Origin of the sequence: Paenibacillus amylolyticus (genome assembly GCF_036894225.1) — a bacterium.
Taxonomy (GTDB): Bacteria; Bacillota; Bacilli; order Paenibacillales; family Paenibacillaceae; genus Paenibacillus; species Paenibacillus amylolyticus.
Genome location: NZ_CP145892.1, coordinates 608588 through 627598 on the forward strand (window position 1 = coordinate 608588; position 19011 = coordinate 627598).

At 46.2% G+C, this 19011-nt stretch carries 17 protein-coding genes; 11 read left to right on the forward strand and 6 right to left on the reverse strand.

Features of this window, described 5'->3' with window-relative positions:
* Nucleotides 1-94 precede the first annotated feature (94 nt).
* From V6668_RS02850 to V6668_RS02865, 4 genes are all read right to left on the reverse strand, one after another.
* Nucleotides 95-1129, reverse strand: coding sequence for an aminoglycoside phosphotransferase family protein (locus V6668_RS02850; protein ID WP_338707664.1), 1035 nt, complete (start codon nt 1127-1129; stop codon nt 95-97).
* A gap of 21 nt (nt 1130-1150) precedes the next feature.
* Nucleotides 1151-2125, reverse strand: a complete 975-nt coding sequence (locus tag V6668_RS02855) for an SMI1/KNR4 family protein (protein ID WP_338707665.1) — start codon at nt 2123-2125, stop codon at nt 1151-1153.
* 182 nt (nt 2126-2307) lie between these two features.
* Nucleotides 2308-3339: a ribonucleotide-diphosphate reductase subunit beta gene (locus V6668_RS02860; protein WP_036607380.1), complete on the reverse strand. Its 1032-nt coding sequence runs from the start codon at nt 3337-3339 to the stop codon at nt 2308-2310.
* A gap of 209 nt (nt 3340-3548) precedes the next feature.
* Nucleotides 3549-5867 (reverse strand): ribonucleoside-diphosphate reductase subunit alpha, encoded by a 2319-nt coding sequence (locus V6668_RS02865; RefSeq protein ID WP_338707666.1) that lies wholly within the window; start codon nt 5865-5867, stop codon nt 3549-3551.
* Between the two features lie 773 nt (nt 5868-6640).
* Between V6668_RS02865 and V6668_RS02870 the strand changes: the two genes are divergently transcribed.
* Complete coding sequence (locus V6668_RS02870; protein ID WP_017690882.1) at nt 6641-6967, forward strand: MTH1187 family thiamine-binding protein; 327 nt, start codon at nt 6641-6643, stop codon at nt 6965-6967.
* A 106-nt stretch (nt 6968-7073) separates the two neighbouring features.
* Here the strand turns inward: V6668_RS02870 and V6668_RS02875 are convergent, their stop codons facing one another.
* Entirely contained in the window at nt 7074-8198 is a 1125-nt protein-coding gene (locus tag V6668_RS02875) for a PsbP-related protein (protein WP_338707667.1), read from the reverse strand.
* Nucleotides 8199-8630: 432 nt separating this feature from the next.
* On the opposite strand from V6668_RS02875, the gene V6668_RS02880 reads away from it, so the two are divergent.
* The 6 genes from V6668_RS02880 to V6668_RS02905 all read left to right on the forward strand — a co-directional run bounded on the left by V6668_RS02880 (nt 8631) and on the right by V6668_RS02905 (nt 13941).
* Nucleotides 8631-8735, forward strand: coding sequence for a hypothetical protein (locus V6668_RS02880; RefSeq protein WP_017690880.1), 105 nt, complete (start codon nt 8631-8633; stop codon nt 8733-8735).
* A gap of 43 nt (nt 8736-8778) precedes the next feature.
* Nucleotides 8779-8886 carry a hypothetical protein gene (locus V6668_RS02885; RefSeq protein ID WP_017690879.1) on the forward strand — a complete coding sequence of 36 codons (108 nt, stop codon included), beginning with the start codon at nt 8779-8781 and terminating at the stop codon, nt 8884-8886.
* A 263-nt stretch (nt 8887-9149) separates the two neighbouring features.
* Nucleotides 9150-9461, forward strand: a complete 312-nt coding sequence (locus V6668_RS02890; protein WP_017690878.1) for a hypothetical protein — start codon at nt 9150-9152, stop codon at nt 9459-9461.
* Nucleotides 9462-10661: 1200 nt separating this feature from the next.
* Nucleotides 10662-11258 (forward strand): RNA polymerase sigma factor, encoded by a 597-nt coding sequence (locus V6668_RS02895; protein ID WP_338707668.1) that lies wholly within the window; start codon nt 10662-10664, stop codon nt 11256-11258.
* Nucleotides 11255-12238 carry an anti-sigma factor gene (locus V6668_RS02900; RefSeq protein ID WP_338707669.1) on the forward strand — a complete coding sequence of 328 codons (984 nt, stop codon included), beginning with the start codon at nt 11255-11257 and terminating at the stop codon, nt 12236-12238. The genes V6668_RS02895 and V6668_RS02900 overlap by 4 nt, the downstream gene beginning before the upstream one ends.
* A gap of 191 nt (nt 12239-12429) precedes the next feature.
* Complete coding sequence (locus V6668_RS02905; RefSeq protein ID WP_338707670.1) at nt 12430-13941, forward strand: HD domain-containing phosphohydrolase; 1512 nt, start codon at nt 12430-12432, stop codon at nt 13939-13941.
* Between the two features lie 4 nt (nt 13942-13945).
* Here the strand turns inward: V6668_RS02905 and V6668_RS02910 are convergent, their stop codons facing one another.
* Nucleotides 13946-14599: a phosphatase PAP2 family protein gene (locus V6668_RS02910; protein WP_036607365.1), complete on the reverse strand. Its 654-nt coding sequence runs from the start codon at nt 14597-14599 to the stop codon at nt 13946-13948.
* Between the two features lie 241 nt (nt 14600-14840).
* Between V6668_RS02910 and V6668_RS02915 the strand changes: the two genes are divergently transcribed.
* The 4 genes from V6668_RS02915 to V6668_RS02930 all read left to right on the forward strand — a co-directional run bounded on the left by V6668_RS02915 (nt 14841) and on the right by V6668_RS02930 (nt 18938).
* Nucleotides 14841-16256, forward strand: a complete 1416-nt coding sequence (locus V6668_RS02915; RefSeq protein WP_338707671.1) for a sensor histidine kinase — start codon at nt 14841-14843, stop codon at nt 16254-16256.
* 208 nt (nt 16257-16464) lie between these two features.
* Nucleotides 16465-17622, forward strand: coding sequence for an MFS transporter (locus V6668_RS02920; RefSeq protein ID WP_338707672.1), 1158 nt, complete (start codon nt 16465-16467; stop codon nt 17620-17622).
* 106 nt (nt 17623-17728) lie between these two features.
* Nucleotides 17729-18415 (forward strand): oxidoreductase, encoded by a 687-nt coding sequence (locus V6668_RS02925; RefSeq protein ID WP_338707673.1) that lies wholly within the window; start codon nt 17729-17731, stop codon nt 18413-18415.
* 148 nt (nt 18416-18563) lie between these two features.
* Nucleotides 18564-18938 (forward strand): RidA family protein, encoded by a 375-nt coding sequence (locus V6668_RS02930; RefSeq protein WP_127551150.1) that lies wholly within the window; start codon nt 18564-18566, stop codon nt 18936-18938.
* The last annotated feature ends 73 nt before the right edge of the window (nt 18939-19011 follow it).

A 19011-nucleotide genomic window follows, 5' to 3' on the forward strand; every position in this document is an offset into this window, starting at 1 on the left:
CCGCATGTTGGGCTCTATGTATGGAACGATACATACGTTAGTTTGGAAGGCCGCTATCCATTGAGCGACCTGTCCAAATCTACTAACTAATCTACTAATCTAACAATGCGACAATCGAATTAATGGACTGCTGCGCCCACTGTGCAAAAGGCAGGTCGGCTGCCCAAGTCACTTGTCCTGTGGCGTTGGCTTCCCCCCACCACAAGATACGTTGATAGAGCAGATGCATGCGGAGACGTGTGCGGAAGTGTTGGCATTTCTCCGCATCTGCTGCACAGACCAGATCCCGGTAGCAGCGAAGGAACTGTGCGGCCAGTTCTGGTTGACCCTCACGAACATACCTGGTGGATATTTTGGTTAGGTCGGCTGTACCGTCTCCGAAATAGGCCGTTGTAAAATCGAACAGACCACTAATCTGCCACCCTGAAGAACGGTCGTCCAGATTTTGTATCAGAATATTCTCGACCTTGAAGTCTCCCATAACAAAACACGGAACAGCTCTGGACCGAAATGCCGGTTCAGCATTCTTGAATTGCTCGTCCACCCATTGAACATCTTCATCCGTAATCACCGAGTACTGTTCAGCATCATGTAACCAGTGACGAATGGTTCCGTACAACCAGTCCAGATAATCGCCTGCAAAGGAAACAATCTGCTGTGCTACAGGATCATATTCCCCGGCATCAGGCACCTTCCAGCGGTGCAGTTCAGCCAAAGTATGGGCAAACATACAGGCGATCTCTTCCTGATCTTGCTGTGACAGTGAAGCCTGGAATGCTGGATCATACAGGTGATTCCCGGGCAGGCGTGGCATTATGGCATAACTCCAGCCTAGCAGATGGGTATCTTCATGTAATAAATATGGATCAGGGACAGGAATGGACGTATGTTTTGCCAGTTGTTCTACAAAGAACTTTTCTTCCTGTAACTGTCCTGCATATAAAGGATTGCCTTTTAGAATATACTCTCCACGAGAAGAGCGAATGAGCAGTGTCTGACCCATAACACCTTTATCCGTTCGTCGATAATCTTCAAGAGTTCCCAGGTCAAGCTCATTCAGCGCATCCTGTAATAAAACTGCGGCCACTTCGCCAAGTTGATTGGAACCAAAATATATACGGGTTGTCATATGGCCAGACCCTCCTGGGTGTTAGTCCTCATTCTCTTCGTCAGACAGGTCATACGTATCCTCATCGACCAATCCACGGATGAAAGCTTCAAAATTCGGCGCAAGATATGTAATCTCATAATCATTTTCCTGATCGACATGAACTACACAGGGTTCACCTTCAGGGCCACAGAAGCGATAATCCAGCATAACAACATCATGACCAGCGGATGGACAATCACAGATCACAATCCCCAGGTCGGGGTATCCCCAATCCTCGATCATGAACCGACTTCCCAGCTCACCAGCGAGTGCGTATATTTTATCGTGCCCAATTCCCATAATGCTTGAAATGGCAATGTGATCCTCAGCCCAGGAAGTCGCTTCTTTGGTGGGAAATACAGTGAGCGCAGGGATACCGCCGTTTTGCGTATTCATCAGTTGAATATAGGAAGCGGGCAGCTTGTAACCCAATTCCTTCTCAATAGACACAATCTCTTCTTCATCAAAAGGTTCTGATACATGATTGTCCTGCGCATAATCACTCTGTACCCAGAACGTTGCGGGATCATAAGTCCCTGAAGCGGCTCTTAGATGGTTCTGTATACCGCTCTGCTCGAATGCGGCAAGTTCCTCTTCATGACGCTGGCGATCTTGACGCATCTTGTCCGCTTCGGGACGAATCTCGCGAAGGAATTCAAGGGTAGATTCATCATGGGGCAGAAGTTCATCAGCTCTCTCAAAAGCCAGTAATGCCTGTTCATAATTCGCTATATGACAGTATGCATAACCCAAACGGTATTGCCAGAGCGGGTCGCTTACCCCTTGCTCCTGGACAGACAACAAATGTTGAATGGCTTCGCGGTAACGTGCGTCATTGTTATAGGCTCTGGCGAGTTGACCAATCAGATCATAATCCCGCTCTGAGACGGGGATTCGTTCAATATGTTCAATAATGAGACTGAATTGGTCCTGCTCATGCCACAAGTTAATTTGTTCCAGCAGTTCTCTTTCCATGAATAGGCCTCACTTCCGTAGGAGGGGTATGAATCTCTTTCAAAACTATCTTACAAGGTTAAGAGACAAAAAAACACTCCCGCATGCAGATAGCCATGAAGGCATTCTATCAAAGGGAGTGCTTTAATTTGTGTTTATTTATACCGGATATACTCAAGTAGTAAATACTCGATCAGAAGATTTTACAAATCGTCAAATCCGTTATCGTCGCCAACTTTACCGTAGTTACGGGATTTAGCTTCAAAGAAGTCGGTTTTGGTTGCATTCAGTGCTTCATCGGAGAATGGTTTGATCCAAGGCATGCAGTTTACATCCACACCTTCATATGCTTTCTCCATACCCATCAGACGCAGACGTTTGTTGGCGATGTACTTGATGTAATCTTCCAACTCGTTCAGGTCAATACCGCGCACGTTGCTGAGTGTGTAATGTGCCCAGTTGGTTTCAAGCTCAACAGCACGATGGATGGTTGTGTATACGTAGTCCATGTTCTCAGGTGTGTTTAGTTCAGGGAAGTCCACCAGCAACTGTTTGTACACTTCAGCGAAGAAGTAACAGTGTTGGTTTTCATCCCGCTGGATATACGAGATCATCTGGCTGGTTGCCATCATTTTCTGGTCACGGGCCAGATTGTAGAAGAAGGCAAACGTACTATAGAAGAAGATACCTTCAAGTACCAGATCAGCTACCATAGCTTGGAAGAACGTCTGTGGAGACGGCTCGTCACGGAATGTTTGGTAAATGTCTGCGATGAAACGGTTACGGTCAAGAAGGACTGGATCATGTTTCCAGTATTCAAAAATTTCCTTTTGCTCTCGATCAGATACGATCGAAGACAGGACGTAGGAGTAGGATTGGTTATGAACGACTTCCTGTTGTCCGATAATGGCCGAGATCGCTTCGAGTGAAGAATCGGTAAAGTAACGTTTTACATCACCAACAAACATCGTCTGCATGGAATCAAGTACCGCGAGCAGAGAGATGTTGATTTTAAACGTACGTTGCTCTTCCTCGTCCAGTTGAGCAAACTGGGAAGCATCTTTGGACATTGGAATCTCGTCTGCGATCCAGTGGTTAAGCAGCAGTACTTTGTACAATTTGTACATATGAGGCATACGAATGTCGTTCCAGTTCAGGATACCGGAGCATTCACCTTCAATAATACGGGTTGATTGGTTAGGGGCTTCGGTGTTAAAAATTTTCTGTACTTGCATTGTTCCGTTCACTCCTTGAAATTTCATAATGTTCTGCCGACAGAACTTTGGGAAATCATCTATATCAACATCTTGCGATGCTGTGATCGTGTTTTAGGCAAAAAAGAACCAGGGCAACGCCATTTTGCAATCAAAACAGGATGCCCTGGTGGTCACCTCGAATCTAGTAAATCTTCTCTATCATGGATAAAGCGTAAATTGCGTAAAAATCAAGATTCTTCAATCGTTAATGCACGGCTACGAACATAATAGGTTGATTTCATGCCGGCTCTCCAGGCGTGCAGATGCAATTCCAGGAATTCTGTTGCTTTAATATCTGGTCGAACGTAGAAGTTGAAACTTTGTCCCTGATCGACGTGGCGCTGACGGGCAGCCGCCATATTAATGGAAGCATGTTGGTCCACCTGGAACGCTGTTTGGTAATAAGGGCTTGTTTTTTCGGACAGATCCGGAGCCGGATTGGCAATTTTGTAAGTTGTTTTCTCTTCATAAGATAACAGCTCATAGAGCGGATCAATACTAGCCGTTGAACCGGCAATAATGGACGTGGAACCATTAGGTGCAATGGCGAACAACCAGGCATTACGTACACCGTTTTGTCGTACTTCGGCTTGAAGTTCTTTCCACTGTTCGGTTGTCACGAACTCGCCTACGCGCTCACCTGATGTGTACTCGCGTTGGTCGAAGTAATGACCACTTTCCCAATCGGAACCTTTGAATTTCGGATAATGTCCCTTTTCTTTGGACAGCTCCATACTGGATTTCACGAGCAGGTAGTTAATTTTTTCATACAGATTATCGTTATACGTTACAGCTTCGTCAGACTCCCAATGAATGCCTTCGAGAGCAAGCAGGTGGTGAAGTCCAAACGTTCCCAGACCGACTGCGCGATATTGGCTGTTGGTATATTGGGCTTGCAACACTTCAATGTTGTTAATGTCGATAACGTTGTCCAGCATGCGCACCTGAATTGGAACGAGACGCTCCAATACATTATGAGGTATAGCACGTGCCAGATGGATGGAGTTCAGGTTGCAGACAACAAAGTCGCCAGGCACTTTGGAAATCACGATGCGAGTTTGTCCATCCTTGGTTACGAGTTCTTCCTTTTCAATTACAGTGGCAGACTGGTTCTGCATAATTTCGGTACACAGGTTGGAGGAGTATACCATACCGTGTGCACGGTTAGGATTCGAGCGGTTAACCGTATCGCGGTAGAACATGTATGGCGTACCTGTCTCCAGTTGGGATTTCAGTACACGCTTCATGATGTCAATCGCCTGTACTGTAATCCGGGACAGCAGTGGGTGATTCACCGCTTCTTCGTATTTATCACGGAACGCGCCTTCACCAAAGGACTCATCATAGAAATCTTCCAGTCCGAGTGCACGACCATTCTCGTCCTTCCAGCCCATCACTTTCTTTGTTTCGTGCGGACAGAACAGGCTCCATTCGCCGCGAGTGGATACCCGCTCCATGAACAAGTCAGGCAGACAGATGCCGTGGAATACGTCATGCGCACGCATACGCTCGTCACCGTTGTTCAGCTTCAGATCGAGGAAGGCCAGAATGTCTTTGTGGAAAACGTCCAGGTACACGGCAATGGCACCTTTACGCGTACCGAGCTGGTCTACGCTGACCGCTGTATTGTTTAGTTGGCGAATCCAAGGGATTACACCGGAACTTGTATTTTGGTGACCACGGATATCCGAACCACGAGCTCTGACTTTGCCGAGGTAAACGCCGATGCCGCCACCCATTTTGCTTAGACGAGCTACATCCGTGTTGGAATCGAAGATACCTTCGAGTGAGTCGTCCACCGTATCAATGAAGCAGCTGGAGAGCTGACCGGCTACTTTTTTACCTGCATTGGACATCGTAGGAGTAGCTGCGGTCATGTACATGTTGCTCATTGCCCAGTATGCTTCCTTGACGAGATCCATACGTTTCTCGGCAGGCTCCTGATGCATTAGGAACATGGCGATAACCATATAACGCTCTTGTGGCAATTCCATTACTTTTCCATCAAAATCGTGTGCGAGGTAACGTTCTGCCAGTGTGAGCAAGCCGATGTAATCGAAGAGCAGATCGTTGCGGTAGTCAATGCACTCAGCAAGTTCGTCGATCTGTTCTTTGGTGTAACATTCCAGCAATTCTTCGCGGTAGATCCCTTTCTTCACGAGATCTACAAGAAGAGGGTGGAATGCGCCATAAGGCTCGTCCGGGTAAGACTTGTATCTGCGGTTGGTAGCCGCTTTTTTGTAAAGGGAAGTGAGCAGGGAGCGCGCCGCTGCAAATTTCCAATTAGGCTCCTCTTTAGTTACCAGTTCCAGTGCGCTCATGATAAAAGCGTTGCTGATTTCGTCTCCGGTAACTTCATCACGGCGGAGCTTGCTGTTTACCCCACGTACCAGACGTTCCTTGTCCAGCATTTCCAGTCCTTCCAGAGTACGGTCGGCATATACCGAGATGCGCATATCATCAAAGGCAAGCTGGCGGTTGTTCGGCTTGGTCACAACTTGTGGCATGAATATTCCTCGCTTTCGCATGTTAAAGATATAAATTGGAGAAATTCTTTATATAAAGAATTGAGTGTTGTCTTACGGTGAGAAAAAGGTAAAGGTTGCTTTTGGCAGACTGAAACGGCGGTGACAAGTTCATGTCTTAAATCGCTCAACTTGAGGAGCACAAAACAGCACAATTCAGAACATGCTCATATAAAAAGCATTCTCCCGCCTCGCGGCTGAAAATGCCCATGGATGCTCTGGCTTCCTTACTGTCTTAGAAGTTCTGGATATCGACAGAAAAGGGTGCTTATGTAAGCTTTGGTCTATTGCAGATGTGCCTGTAGTTTGAGGATACCGGATGCAGTCCAAACAGCCCCGTTAACCTCCATGTCAACTCTGTTTCGAGAAAGCGATTTACACCTACAGGGACGTGCCTTTGGAGGTGATTTCATCCTGTTTTTCGCGAGAATGCAGAAGGTGACTAATAGAAGGGGAGAAATCTAGTGTTACTACATTTTGTAGCTGTCAACATACTGTAACCCAACATATTGTGTTTGTAAAGTGGGCCGATACAGTAAAACGTAATTCCGAGTATACCATTTAAGCCAGGAATCCGCAAAGGAAAAGGACTGGAAGATTTGAAGATTTATCAAAAAAAATTTTTGACCAATTTGAATGACGTCTTCACGTCAGTTTGAATTGTAACGCATTCAACTGGTAGAATAAAAACAGTCAAAAATCGACTAAAATTAGCGGCAGCGGTTGTTCACGGGGCCCAGAGGAGGCGGAGCAAAATGGCAATAGCAGAAGTGACTGTAATTCCAATTGGAACGGGTACAACCAGTCTAAGCAGTTATGTGGCGGACATGCAAAAGGTATTGGAACATCAACGGGGCATTACATATCAGTTAACTTCCATGAGCACCATTATTGAGGGACCGCTTAACGAGATCTTTACAGCAATTGCGGCTCTGCATGAAGCGCCGTTTTTGTCAGGAGCTCAGCGTGTTTCCACATCCGTCAAAATTGACGACCGTCGTGATAAACCGGATGCCTCAAGTATACAGAAGTTACAATCGGTTCAGGATAAACTGACGTCACTTCAGGCAAGACCTAATTAATGGTTTATAGTTAACGTGAATTTCTGACATCTATAAACTGAAAGACAAAAAGACCAGCTTAACGTTCATTAAGCTGGTCTTTTTGTATACTCATTTAACATTTTAATTAATCTGCCACTACCAATGAGGCTCCAATCAAAGTGGCGTTGGTGTAACCACCGCCAACATTTTCAAAAGAGAAGTTGGTAATTGGCGCACCGATAACAGTGGCATAATCACCGTCAAGCAGATCTCCAGTCGTTGCAGGGTACAGCGCTATAATATCGTTTCCGTTCTCATCCATGACATGAACGATAGAGAAGGTTGCTCCGAGAGAGCTATCTTCTTCAACGGAAATGACTTCCCCGTTAATTTGTACGAAAGTATTGTAATAGTTGGCTACATTTTTATTCAGATGACGGGTCGTTACATTGGAGTCAACGAGCCCCTGTACCTTTTTGCTTAGTTCTGTCGTAATGGCCGGGAATACATCGTTATGTTTACCAAAGAAATCATAAGATGCCTGCTCCATAAAGGCTGTGTCTTCTGTAATGTACGGAGTTAACTCATTAAAGAAATCCGCAGCTGATGCCGTAACAGATGAATTTCCAGTCGTTGCAGTTGGTGCTGTTTGCTCCAGAGGAGCAGTAATGCTTAGGGAATCAAGGATATCTTTGATCTCATCCTGATTATAAGTATCCTTGGCGTAGGTTAACGTCATGGTATAGAGTTCTGTATTGGTCGGAATCAGATACTGCACAAGGATAACATCTGTACCCGAGGAATGTTTATAGGCTCCTTCCAAGACACCAGCGCTATATTCTTTATAAGGCTTGTTTGTGTAGCTGGTTTTTTTATAATCGGAAATGCCGATGCTTGAACCGCTTTGTGTGTAATAATCCACTATATTATTGGCGTATTCTTCAGGATTAATTGAACCGGTTGAGCTGGCCTCAATCGTCAGATTCATATTATCTGCAAATGTGACTGATGAAGATTGGTCTGAAAAAGCAGCTTTAATGGATGGAGCATTCATTTGACTTGTATCTACGCTTTTCCAGGATTCAGGATATGCAAAAGAAAATCCTTCTCCACTATATGTAGTGTATTTCGTAGCTTTTGCTTCTGTTGAGACAGTTTCAGTTGCCTTGGATGCTTCGGACGTTTGGCTATTGGTTGTTGTGTTTGTTTCTGAATTACCACAAGCAGTAAGCAATGTGGCTAATGCCAAAATCGTAATAAGTTTCTTCATTATGTCTAATTTCTCCTAATGTGCTTCCCATCGGTTGGGTTCTTTTCTAAGGTCATCATTTCGTTTGGGATAATCTGGTTTAGGTGGTGGGCATGGAAACTCCTTTCTATTTTATTAGTAAAATAATAACATAAATAAGGATTTCAGTATTCATAATTACTAAAAAGATAATTTATCTGTATTTAACAAGTTAAAAGCTAATAATATACCGTATGGGTATCCATTTTGAGTGATAGTACATACATTTGGTTGATATAACCGTGTGATTTATTTATGACTTAAACATATTTGAACATAACATTCCGACTTAAGAACTAACCCTTTGTGTAGGTGAAATTGTGGAAAAAAACAGCCCATTTTCGACCTGAGCCCGGTCCCATGTGTGATTGGTGCATATAGTGAACTGTACCTCAAATCAAAGGAGGGGTTTACATGAGTGGAGTAGTAGGTGGATACGGCGGCGCATGGACATCGACTGGCGCGATCTTGGTTCTCTTTATCTTGTTGGTCATCATCTCTAAAGCATTCTTGATCTAATAAACCGCTTGGACCCTAATATATTTGTAAAGGAGGGTTCTGCATGAGCAACGTAGTTGAAGGCGTAGGATACGGCGGCTGGACATCGACCGGAGCAATCCTGGTTCTGTTCATTCTCCTCGTAATCATCACTAAATCTTTCTGGGTATAATATGGCGAGCTCTGCCGGGCAACCGGTGGGGTTTTTTTTCTAGAGGACAAGCATGGTGGAGAGCCAGGCAGATAAGATAGCTTGTGGTTGAACGGAAGAATTGGTGGAATTCAAGAAATGGAAGGGCGGAGTATGCTTCGAAAATGGGGAAGGTTCCTCATGGCTAAACGCCCATTTTGTCAAAATGAGGGCGATAGCCCGGTCCAGAGGTAGGCTGAATACATAGCTTAGGGGTGTAGGCAAATGTTAAGGAGGAATGAACAATGAGCGAAGTAAAACCGAATTCACCGAACGGACAGGGACACGTATACGGACATATGGGAGGTTATGAGCATATGCAAGGATACCAATACACAGGTCATGAAATGCATGGGTATGGATATGGTTGTGGAACAATGCCAATGGGATATGGCTATGGATACGGACACCATGCCAATCAGGCTCCAATGATGCACGGTTATCAACAGGGTTGTGGAGTATCCTATGGTCATGGCGGCGGAAGCTGGGGTTCCATGGGTACGATCCTTGTACTGTTCATCTTGCTGGTCATCATCTCCAAAACGATGTTTATCTAAGTCTTTGGGAGTGCAAGGAGACTTTGCTGATCGTAGATCGTTGCGTTGGGTGCTCTAAATAAACTCCGAGTCTGAGTTCCATGTTGGGGCATAACGTACCTATGATTCAGAGCGGGACAGCGTAGGATTCCATCCTGCGGTGTCCCTTTTTTATTTAGAAGTGAAGGAGCGTTGGGATTACTTTCTTTAACGAACTCCACAGACGCTATTCCATGCATTTTTGCCATTTCAAAAGTTTAACGAATCGTAGACGTCTTATTTCCTCAATTTGGGCATGTTTGGAGCTTATATTCATGAAGTGACATGGATTAACGTGGCTGAGATTCGTTAGATTTTACATAGCACAGAAATCCCCAATATAAGGTGTGCAGGATTCGTTAGCGTCTGGTGAGCGTAAACATTTGCTTTATAAGCCGGGGTTATTTGCACAATTGGAAAAGTAAGAAGTAAGAAGTAAGAAGTAAGAAGTAAGAAGTAAGAAGTAAGAAGTAAGAAGTAAGAAGTAAGAAGTAAGAAGTAAGAAGTAAGAAGTAAGAAGTAAGTATCGAGGAGTGCAGTCAGTGGGAGAATGGAAAAGTTTTAAAAGCAGAGACGAATTTATCTGGTTAGTCTGGAAAGTGGAAGGAGGACTTTTCTCAATGAAGGAAGGTGTCCGACAGTCTGTAGATGTTACTAAATTGGATATGTAGACATGGATAAACACCCGGAACCCAATTCCGGGTGCTTTGTGTATGTTTTCAATCTTCTCAAGAATAAGTGATATCCAAAACAACAAAAGCCCTACCTCTCTTTTGTCCTTGCGGCTCCGATGACCGCGCCAGTGTGAATGGGAACATCTTGTGAAACTCTGTACTACCGGGTTATTGTGATTCAGGTTCTTCAATCTTCATAGGTTAATTGTGCTTATAGTTCGCTGCGGTCGCAGCATGAAGAAAATATTCCGGGGTTTAAAGAAGACAGAAATCATATGAGGTTGTTTACTACAACTCTTATAGTATACCACAGGTTGTAATTATCTGCAATAAAAAGGAAAGCGTGACCAGAGCAGCATGTTTTCGGACTGCTTTTAAGTTGGAAAGTGAAAGGTTAGTTTGAAAAGATACAGAAAATTTTTCAAACTATTTCTTCATAGGGGTAATCCTCTTCAAAAGATTCTGCGTAGGTTATAATAAGAGGGAAGAAACAGAAAGGGGCCCTCGCATGACTGAATCGATGGAGGACAGCAGGTTAATGCGGCAGATCGCGGAACGTGATGCCTCCGCACTGGAGCTTTTATATGACCGTTATGAGCGAGCGGTGTATTCTTTTGCCTACCGGATCGTTGGTGATCCCATGACGGCAGAAGAGACCGTTCAGGAACTTTTTATGCGGGTCTGGAATAATGCTGAGCGTTACGATGCCTCACAGGGGAAGCTGACCACATGGATGTTTGCGATTACGCGTAACATTGCAGTGGACATGCTGAGGCGGAAATCAAAAGGGGCAGCGACTACTTCAGTTGAACACGAGACACTGGCGGCCTATGCCGATGAACATACGAACACGGAAGAAGAAGTGCAGCGTAAATGGGAAGGTACCCGGATTAAAGAGGCGTTGTCCCAATTAAACGGTGATCAGCAACAAGTTATAGAATCGATTTATTATGCGGGATTAACCCAGCAGGAAGTATCCAGCCAATTCGGGATTCCGCTGGGTACAGTAAAGAGCCGTGTCAGGCTTGCCATGCGACAGCTCCAAAAGTTGCTGGCCGATGCTGAATTGCATCCGGACGCGGGAAGGGAGGGCATACATCCATGATAGAACGACATGAGGAGTGGTCTGATCTGGCACCGATGTATGTGCTGGGCGGACTGGAAGCAGAGGAAGTGGCGGCGTTTGAAGCGCATATGGCAACTTGCGAACCTTGCCGCCAGGAGGTAAGGGAATTGCAGGAAGTGACTGGCTTCCTGCCACTTGCGGCGGAACCTGTAGCACCGCCGCAAGGCATGCGAGCACGTGTGCTGGGCAACGTGCTCGGACATGGGCAGGAGAGCGCCGAGGCGAAGCCAGCGGCTACTCCTGCAGAGCCTGAAGCACCCGTGGTGCTTCAGGAGGATCTTGCGCCGCAGCACAAACGTGCGGCGCAGCCCGGGCCAGGCTTGCCGCCGGTAACGGTGGTGCCTGCGGCCCGGGTGGAAGAGGCTGCCCAGGCACAGCCATGGCAGCCACAAGCGCGCGCGCGTGCGCGCAGCAGCAGCGCCTGGCGCATAGCCAGTGCCGGCCTTGCGGCCGCGGCACTGTTACTGGGCGTGTACACGGCGCAGTTGCGGAGCCAGATCGACTCGCTGACGCAGCAAGCGGCGGGCTCGTCGGCTACGCAAGAGCAACTGGTGCAGGCACAGGCGCAGAATGCACAGCTGCAAGAGCAGCTGGCATCAGCTCTGGAACCTGCACAGGGCATGCAGACTGGCGAGGCAGTGAAGCTGAATCCTGCAACGCAGGACATTGTAGCTCAGGGTCTCGCAACCATCGTTATTGACAGCAAAGGCACTCACCTGGTTGTGCAGGCTGAGAACCTACCGAACCTGGAAGGCAACGAGGCCTTTCAGGTCTGGTTGATCAAAGGAGATACCCCTCAGAATGCGGGTACTTTCCTTAGTCGTGACGGAACGGGAGCGGTATATTACACATTGGATTCGGCCAACGACTATGATACGGTTGCCATCACGCTTGAACCGGATGCAATGGGAGATGAGCCGCGCGGTACGATGATTCTGGCTGCCAAGATTAAAGGATAAATATAGGATATATCACCAAAGGTTGCTCCGTCGTGGAGCAGCCTTTTTGTGTTTTCCAGTTCTGATGCTCATCCATTGGATTTTATTAATTTTTTTAGTTGGAGCAACCGATAAACAAATAGAAGGCAATACCCTTAATCTCCCTGTGTCTCAAGGGAGAACTGGTTGCACATAGAGAGTGAGGGGTTCAGTTGGAAGCATACCGTTCATTTATCTTTCGCCTGATACGCAATTATCTGATCGGTTCACTGGCAGCTGTTTTTGTTGTCGGCACAGTAGTTATGGTATCTACTCTGCAAATACCCAATATTCAATTTGTTCGGCTCATCTTCATTGTACTGATTTCACTCTTGTTCATGCTGGTTGCAGAATTAATTACGCTGTGGATACAGCTTGGCCCCATAAGACAATTTTTCACTTCCGAGCACCACGAGAGAGACGAATTGAACCACATGTATGAGAAAATTCATCGTTTCCCGGGACAGACCATATATCGGATCATGGGTCCGCACATGCTTGGTTTCTCACTTCCGGCAGCCGGATTAACATTATGGATGATATCCACAGGGTGGCTTGAATTTCCTTACTTCTATACTGTCGTGGCCGCTGCGTGTGCCTTTCTGATTGCCATCATGCATGCGCTGATTGAGTATTACTTAACGGTACGGGCGATTAGACCCCTGTTACTTGAGATTCGACATCGAGGCAAAGTCCAATACGGGATGGAACCTTCACTGGGAGGGCGCATCCTGGTATCGATCCAGCGTAAATTTCAGTTAAGTACGGCACTGATTGGCTTATTTCCTCTATTTCTATTTTTCCTGGCTACATATATCCGACTTCAGTATATGGACAGTGAATTTGCGAAAGAGTACATACTGTGGGGAATTCTCATCGTTGTTCTGGGCGCGGGGTTTGCCCTGGTGGGAAGCTGGCTGTTGATTCGTGATGTTCGTGATCCAGTTGCTGAACTGACGCATGAGATGAACCGAATTCAGGGGGGAGATCTTGGCAGACGAGCTCCGGATCTATATGCGGATGAGTTTTCGGCACTGATCTCCGGTTTTAATATGATGATTAATCGGCTGGAGATGAGACAGGAACGCAATCGACAGTTGTTGCAAAGTTATTTTTCTACGCTGGCTGCTGCTTTAGACGCCCGAGATAAGTACACGGCAGGACATTCCATGCGTGTGGCAGAGTATTCGCTGATGATTGGTAAGCTGAGCGGAATGAGTGAGGAACAGGCGGATTTATTGTACAAATCAGCCCTGCTTCATGATATCGGGAAAATCGGCATACCTGATGAGGTGCTGCTGAAGGATGGAAAACTAAGCGATGAGGAATTCGCGATTATTCGTACACATCCCGTGCAGGGAGAGAGCATTCTGCTCCAGATAGAACCCATTGATGCCATGGCTGACTTTCTGCCTGGTGTACGATCTCACCATGAGAGATATGATGGCAAAGGATACCCGGATGGTATGGCTGGTGATGATATTCCCCTCTTTGGCCGCATCATTGCGGTAGCGGATGCCTTTGATGCCATGACGTCTGATCGACCCTATCGGAATGGGATGAGTCACGAGAAAGCGTTAACGATTTTGGAAGAAGGAAAAGGGACCCAATGGGACCCCTATTTTGCAGGTTTGTTTATTGATGAATGGAGACGACAACAGCATCTTCAGAAACCATCGAAGTGAGGGATCAGCTGATTCCCTCTGTCCACTTCGATTCTTTTCTGCGTCTCCGGTGAAGAGCGAGGCCTGTTATGATGGTGAGAACACATTCGCCGAGTATGACTGCACCCAAGGCGTCATAGATCACATGTTGTTTGATCATTAGCGTGGATACTATAATGGTTGCTGCCCCGGCGGCCACCAAAATCTTGATGGGTTTGCGGATGCTTGGAACCGAGAGAACAGCACGCATAACCAGATAAGAGTGAAGAGAATGAATACTTGGAAAACAATTATAAGGACGATCCTGGCTATAGAGCCATCCGAGAACAGATGCTCCCAGGCCTGTACCCGTCAGTTCCGGGCGCGGTACCATGGTCTGAAAGTTGAAGTAGATCAGATAACATATCCAGACACAGATATTCATGGATAACAAGACGCGGTAATACGTCAGGCGATCCTTGGCACACAGGTAAGCGAGCACACCGAATACAAACGGGTACCAGCCCAAATATGGAATGGACATGCCAGGCACGTAAGGAATGATCCGGTCAAGCGGCGAATCAAGCACTACGAACCCGCGTTCTGGACTATTAAGAATATCATAGAAGAGCCCCATGACGGCCAAAGACAGCATTAAACTCAATGACAGCCAATAGGATTTGCTTTTTAACAATTGCACAACATTTTTTCTCCTTTCATTCATGCTCCAGAGGAACATGACCCCAGCAAATAACTAATTCAAATTTAAACAACAATATATTCTACTACGGCCAGCACACAAATTGAATCCTGATTTGTGTATTTTTGTGTATTTTTTTGACGAAGAAGGAATGCGGAAGTTTCAATGGGCATGATATGATAGAGACACATACGGACGAAGGCAATTTGGCCAGTAAAGTCGGTACAACAGGAGTGAGTGAATGCAATTTTCAAAAATGTTCGTATTGAATATGGGGATGCTTATTACCATTGCATATCTTGCTAGTGTGTTCTATAAATATGTCGTAATACGTACTTCTTCCCGAGTGAAGCAGATCAGTTCCGTGCTTGTCCTTATTTTTGCAGGTTGGATCAGTACGGTTTTTGGGTTTCAACTCACCGATGAAGTGGTCTTTGACCTTCGTTATGTTCCTTTAATTGTAGCCGTTCTAACGTATAGACAACCCTATAGCGTAATCATCGTGGGTATTGGAATTGGGCTGTCGAGGCTGACTTTTGGCATCACGGATGCTACATTGGCGGCAGTACTTAACATGTCTATTTTGGGCGTGATATGTGCAGGTCTGAATATATGGATGAGACGCAGCAACTACAGGCTGATTATTAAAGGAATCCTTGTTACAGTTATCGTCAATGTGGTCAATAGTGTAAACATTGCTATCGTTGGTGTGATCCCGGCTACATACTTCTTTTCACATATTATGCCTTATACACTCCCTACAGGCATTTTGCTGAGCCTTATTTTTGCATTTATTTTACGTGATTTTCAGAATGAACAGAATCGTATTTTGCTGATCCAGAGTACAAACCGGCTTTTATCTGTGCAAAAGGAAGAGTTACAGAAAGCCCAGATTGTACTGGAGGATCGAGCGAAACAATTGATGATTGCCTCACAGTACAAATCCGAATTTCTCGCCAATATGTCCCATGAACTGCGTACACCACTGAACAGTGTCATTAACTTTGCCCAGATGATCAGCGAGAATGCCGACACGATGGATCAGGAGGATATTATACGTTTTGCCAATATGATCGACCACTCCGGGCAGGAACTGCTTACGCTCATTAACGATATTCTGGATCTTTCCAAAGTAGAAGCGGGGCGGCTGGATATTGTACTGGAGGATATCAGTGTCGCACAACTTACAGAAGATGCCATGAGCCACTTTCAGCTTGTTGCCGAGAAAAAAGGTATTCAGTTGGTTCTGGACAAAAAACCGGGACTGCCCGAGACGCTCTGGTCTGATCCCCAGCGGGTTCAACAGATATTGCGGAATCTGATGTCCAATGCCATCAAGTTCACTCACCGGGGGAAGGTCACGCTGACCGTAAGCACCAAGCAGATTAAGAATGCAGGTATTCAGAATAGATGGCTTATTTTCTCCGTTCAGGATACAGGCATTGGTATTTCGGAGGACAAGCATCATTCCATATTTGAAGCATTTCAACAGGCTGACGGGTCGATTAGTCGAAAATTTGGCGGTACCGGACTAGGCCTGTCAATCAGTCGGGATTTAGCGAGATTACTGGGGGGATCGATTGAACTTGAGAGCACTGAAGGTAAAGGAAGCACCTTCTATCTCTATCTCCCGTTGGACCGTGAAAAAATGAGTTGACAACCTTCGCGCCGTGAGTAGAATTTGGGATGACAACTAGCATCGACCGGCTTTTGAGACCCGGTCTAAGGAGTGTATCCCCATACAGAAGACGGTCAACGTTAACCCTCCCCCGTTAGCAAGCAAACCACGGCGCAAGGGTTCGACACAACGCACGAATTTATCGATTGCAACATGGGAGGGTGTACCGGCAATTATTTTACAGACCTTGCTGGGAGGCCCATTTTTAACCGGATTTCTGCTGTACCTTGGGGCCGGGTCGAGACATATCGGCTTTGTGCTCGCGATTACCACGTTTGTGAACATTGCCCAGATCGGAGCAGCTTACTGGATGCAGCGTATTCGCAGCCGTAAACGCATGCTTCTGTTATTTGTGGGCACACATCGCATCTTGTGGAGTGCAACGGGACTGATCCCGTTCATATTCCCCAAAGAGTGGTGGGTAAGCGTATATATTGGCGTGTATACGGTTGCTTTTATATCAAATACCATCGGCGGTATGATCTGGACTTCACTAATTGGCGATATCGTACCTGCTAAGGTGAGAGGGCGTTATTTTGGAATTCGAAATACGATTCTGAATGCTCTTGGAAGCGTATGCTTATTTGCAGGCGGTATTGTTTTGGACCGTTACCCGGGAGAAATGGGCTTTCTGATCCTGTTTATTCCGGTGTGGATCTGTGCTATTGCCAATACAGTCATCTATTTCTTCTATCCGGACGTTCCCTTTGAACGTTCTACCGAAAAGGTTTTCTGGCGCATGTTCATCAAGCCGTTCCAGGATCGTTCTTTCTTGAAAGCAACGCTGTTCCTGGCTTCATGGTTATTGATCCAGACCTTGATTGTTCCGCTTTATTCCTATGTTATGCTCGATTTATTGAACATCAATTATCAGACGGTATCCCTGATCACGGTAGTCCAGACGCTGGTTATGATGGCCGGTTTCTATGTTTGGGGCAATCTGAATGCCAGATTCAGCAACAAAACCCTCCTATTTTGGACATTGCCAGTCATTGCACTCTCCTGTTTATCGTGGGGTTTAATGTCGTTCATGCCCGTATTGATCGCACTATTTCTATCTCATATCTTCCTTGGGATCGGTGTAGGTGGATTTAACCAGCTGGCATTTAACTTTACGATTGGAGACACACCCAAAAGTGAAAGACCGATGTTTGTCGCGGTGTATTCGGCTCTGACCGGAGTCACTTCGTTTCTTGGGCCGTTGTTGGGTGGCTGGTTGTATGAAAAGATGGAAACCTGGTCCAATGCGCTCGCCTGGATCTCAGCCTATGGATTTCAGGTGGGGGTTGGTGTCTTGATGCTGATTCTGACATTTACCCTTGGACGTCGTGTACTGTTAAAATAGATATTGAATATTTATACGGGCACTTCGATGACAGAACAACTTTGTAAATGTTTAGATTGATCATATGTATCTGGTATGACTTCAAAAAAGATGGCGAAGTGGAGGGATGTATTTGAATCGTCTCGAACGGAAAGCCATGGTGATTGGAGCCACCGGGCTTGTAGGCGAATTACTGGTTCAGAATCTGCTGGAGCACCCGGCATACAGCTTGGTTCGCGTTCTGGTTAGACGTCCGCTTGAGCTGCAACATCCCAAATTGGAACAGCATGTAGTGGACTGGGAACAGCTGGAGAGGCAAGACCACTTATTCGATGGAATCGATGACCTGTACTGTTGTTTGGGGACAACGATCAAAAAAGCAGGCAGTCAGGACAATTTCCGTCAGGTGGATTATCAGTACCCGGTTCGTGCAGCTACGATTGCGAAGCAACATGGTGTAGTACAGATGCTGGTGATCTCCTCCATGGGAGCGAGTGCAGGTTCCCGGGTCTTTTACAGTCGGACCAAAGGGGAAATGGAGGATGCATTGTCCGATATCGGTTTTCCGTCATTGCATATCTTCCGCCCTTCCCTAATTCTGGGAGATCGAAACGAGAAGCGGTTTGGTGAGCAGATGGCTGCCTATGCCATGAAGTTTCTGGATCGCTGGATGAAAGGCAGAGCGGACAAATACCGGGCGGTCCACGCCGCAACTATTGCACAGGCCATGACCAATATTGCGCTGGTGCAAACCAAGGGAAACCATGTGTATTCAAATGAAGTCATTCATGTCCTTGGTGTGGACGGGGGCTAAGAAACCTTTGAACGAGCTGTTTACTTCATGTGGCTAGTGAGGAGCGTTTCTCGCTTGAGGTAGATCGTGGTATAATAGGCAACAAAAATGAGTTCGAACCCTGACTCCATGCGGCAGCAGGATAACGAACACAAAGGAGAACTCGTCCATGAAAAAACCAATCTCTACCGATCATGCGCCAGGCGCCATTGGTCCATACAGTCAAGCCGTTGATGCAGGCGATTTCATCTACACTTCCGGACAGCTTGGTCTGAATCCTCAAACGGGAGAGTTCGGCGCAGATGTACAGGAGCAGACACGTCTGTCTTTGAGCAATGTGAAGGCTATCCTTGAAGCAGCAGGTACAAGTATGGATAAAATCGTGAAAACGACGGTGTTCCTGAAGGACATGAACGACTTCGTTCCTGTGAATGAAGTGTATAGCACGTTCTTCGAACAGCCTTATCCTGCACGCAGTGCAGTGGAAGTTGCTCGTTTACCAAAAGATGCACTGGTGGAGATTGAAGTTATTGCCCTGAAATAGGACAACCTTATTCGTTCTTTTATACATAAACAGCCGATTTCAGGTCGAAGACCAGAATCGGCTGTTTGCGTTA

Excerpts from the sequence above, each read along its gene's own strand:
- V6668_RS02915 (WP_338707671.1), top strand. The coding sequence starts at position 14,841 with ATGCAATTTTCAAAAATGTTCGTATTGAATATGGGGATGCTTATTACC.
- V6668_RS02880 (WP_017690880.1), top strand. The coding sequence starts at position 8,631 with ATGAGTGGAGTAGTAGGTGGATACGGCGGCGCATGGACATCGACTGGC.
- V6668_RS02900 (WP_338707669.1), top strand. The coding sequence starts at position 11,255 with ATGATAGAACGACATGAGGAGTGGTCTGATCTGGCACCGATGTATGTG.
- V6668_RS02890 (WP_017690878.1), top strand. The coding sequence starts at position 9,150 with ATGAGCGAAGTAAAACCGAATTCACCGAACGGACAGGGACACGTATAC.
- V6668_RS02895 (WP_338707668.1), top strand. The coding sequence starts at position 10,662 with ATGACTGAATCGATGGAGGACAGCAGGTTAATGCGGCAGATCGCGGAA.
- V6668_RS02850 (WP_338707664.1), bottom strand. The coding sequence starts at position 1,129 with ATGACAACCCGTATATATTTTGGTTCCAATCAACTTGGCGAAGTGGCC.
- V6668_RS02865 (WP_338707666.1), bottom strand. The coding sequence starts at position 5,867 with ATGCCACAAGTTGTGACCAAGCCGAACAACCGCCAGCTTGCCTTTGAT.
- V6668_RS02855 (WP_338707665.1), bottom strand. The coding sequence starts at position 2,125 with ATGGAAAGAGAACTGCTGGAACAAATTAACTTGTGGCATGAGCAGGAC.
- V6668_RS02925 (WP_338707673.1), top strand. The coding sequence starts at position 17,729 with ATGTATTTGAATCGTCTCGAACGGAAAGCCATGGTGATTGGAGCCACC.
- V6668_RS02860 (WP_036607380.1), bottom strand. The coding sequence starts at position 3,339 with ATGCAAGTACAGAAAATTTTTAACACCGAAGCCCCTAACCAATCAACC.
- V6668_RS02930 (WP_127551150.1), top strand. The coding sequence starts at position 18,564 with ATGAAAAAACCAATCTCTACCGATCATGCGCCAGGCGCCATTGGTCCA.
- V6668_RS02885 (WP_017690879.1), top strand. The coding sequence starts at position 8,779 with ATGAGCAACGTAGTTGAAGGCGTAGGATACGGCGGCTGGACATCGACC.
- V6668_RS02870 (WP_017690882.1), top strand. The coding sequence starts at position 6,641 with ATGGCAATAGCAGAAGTGACTGTAATTCCAATTGGAACGGGTACAACC.
- V6668_RS02875 (WP_338707667.1), bottom strand. The coding sequence starts at position 8,198 with ATGAAGAAACTTATTACGATTTTGGCATTAGCCACATTGCTTACTGCT.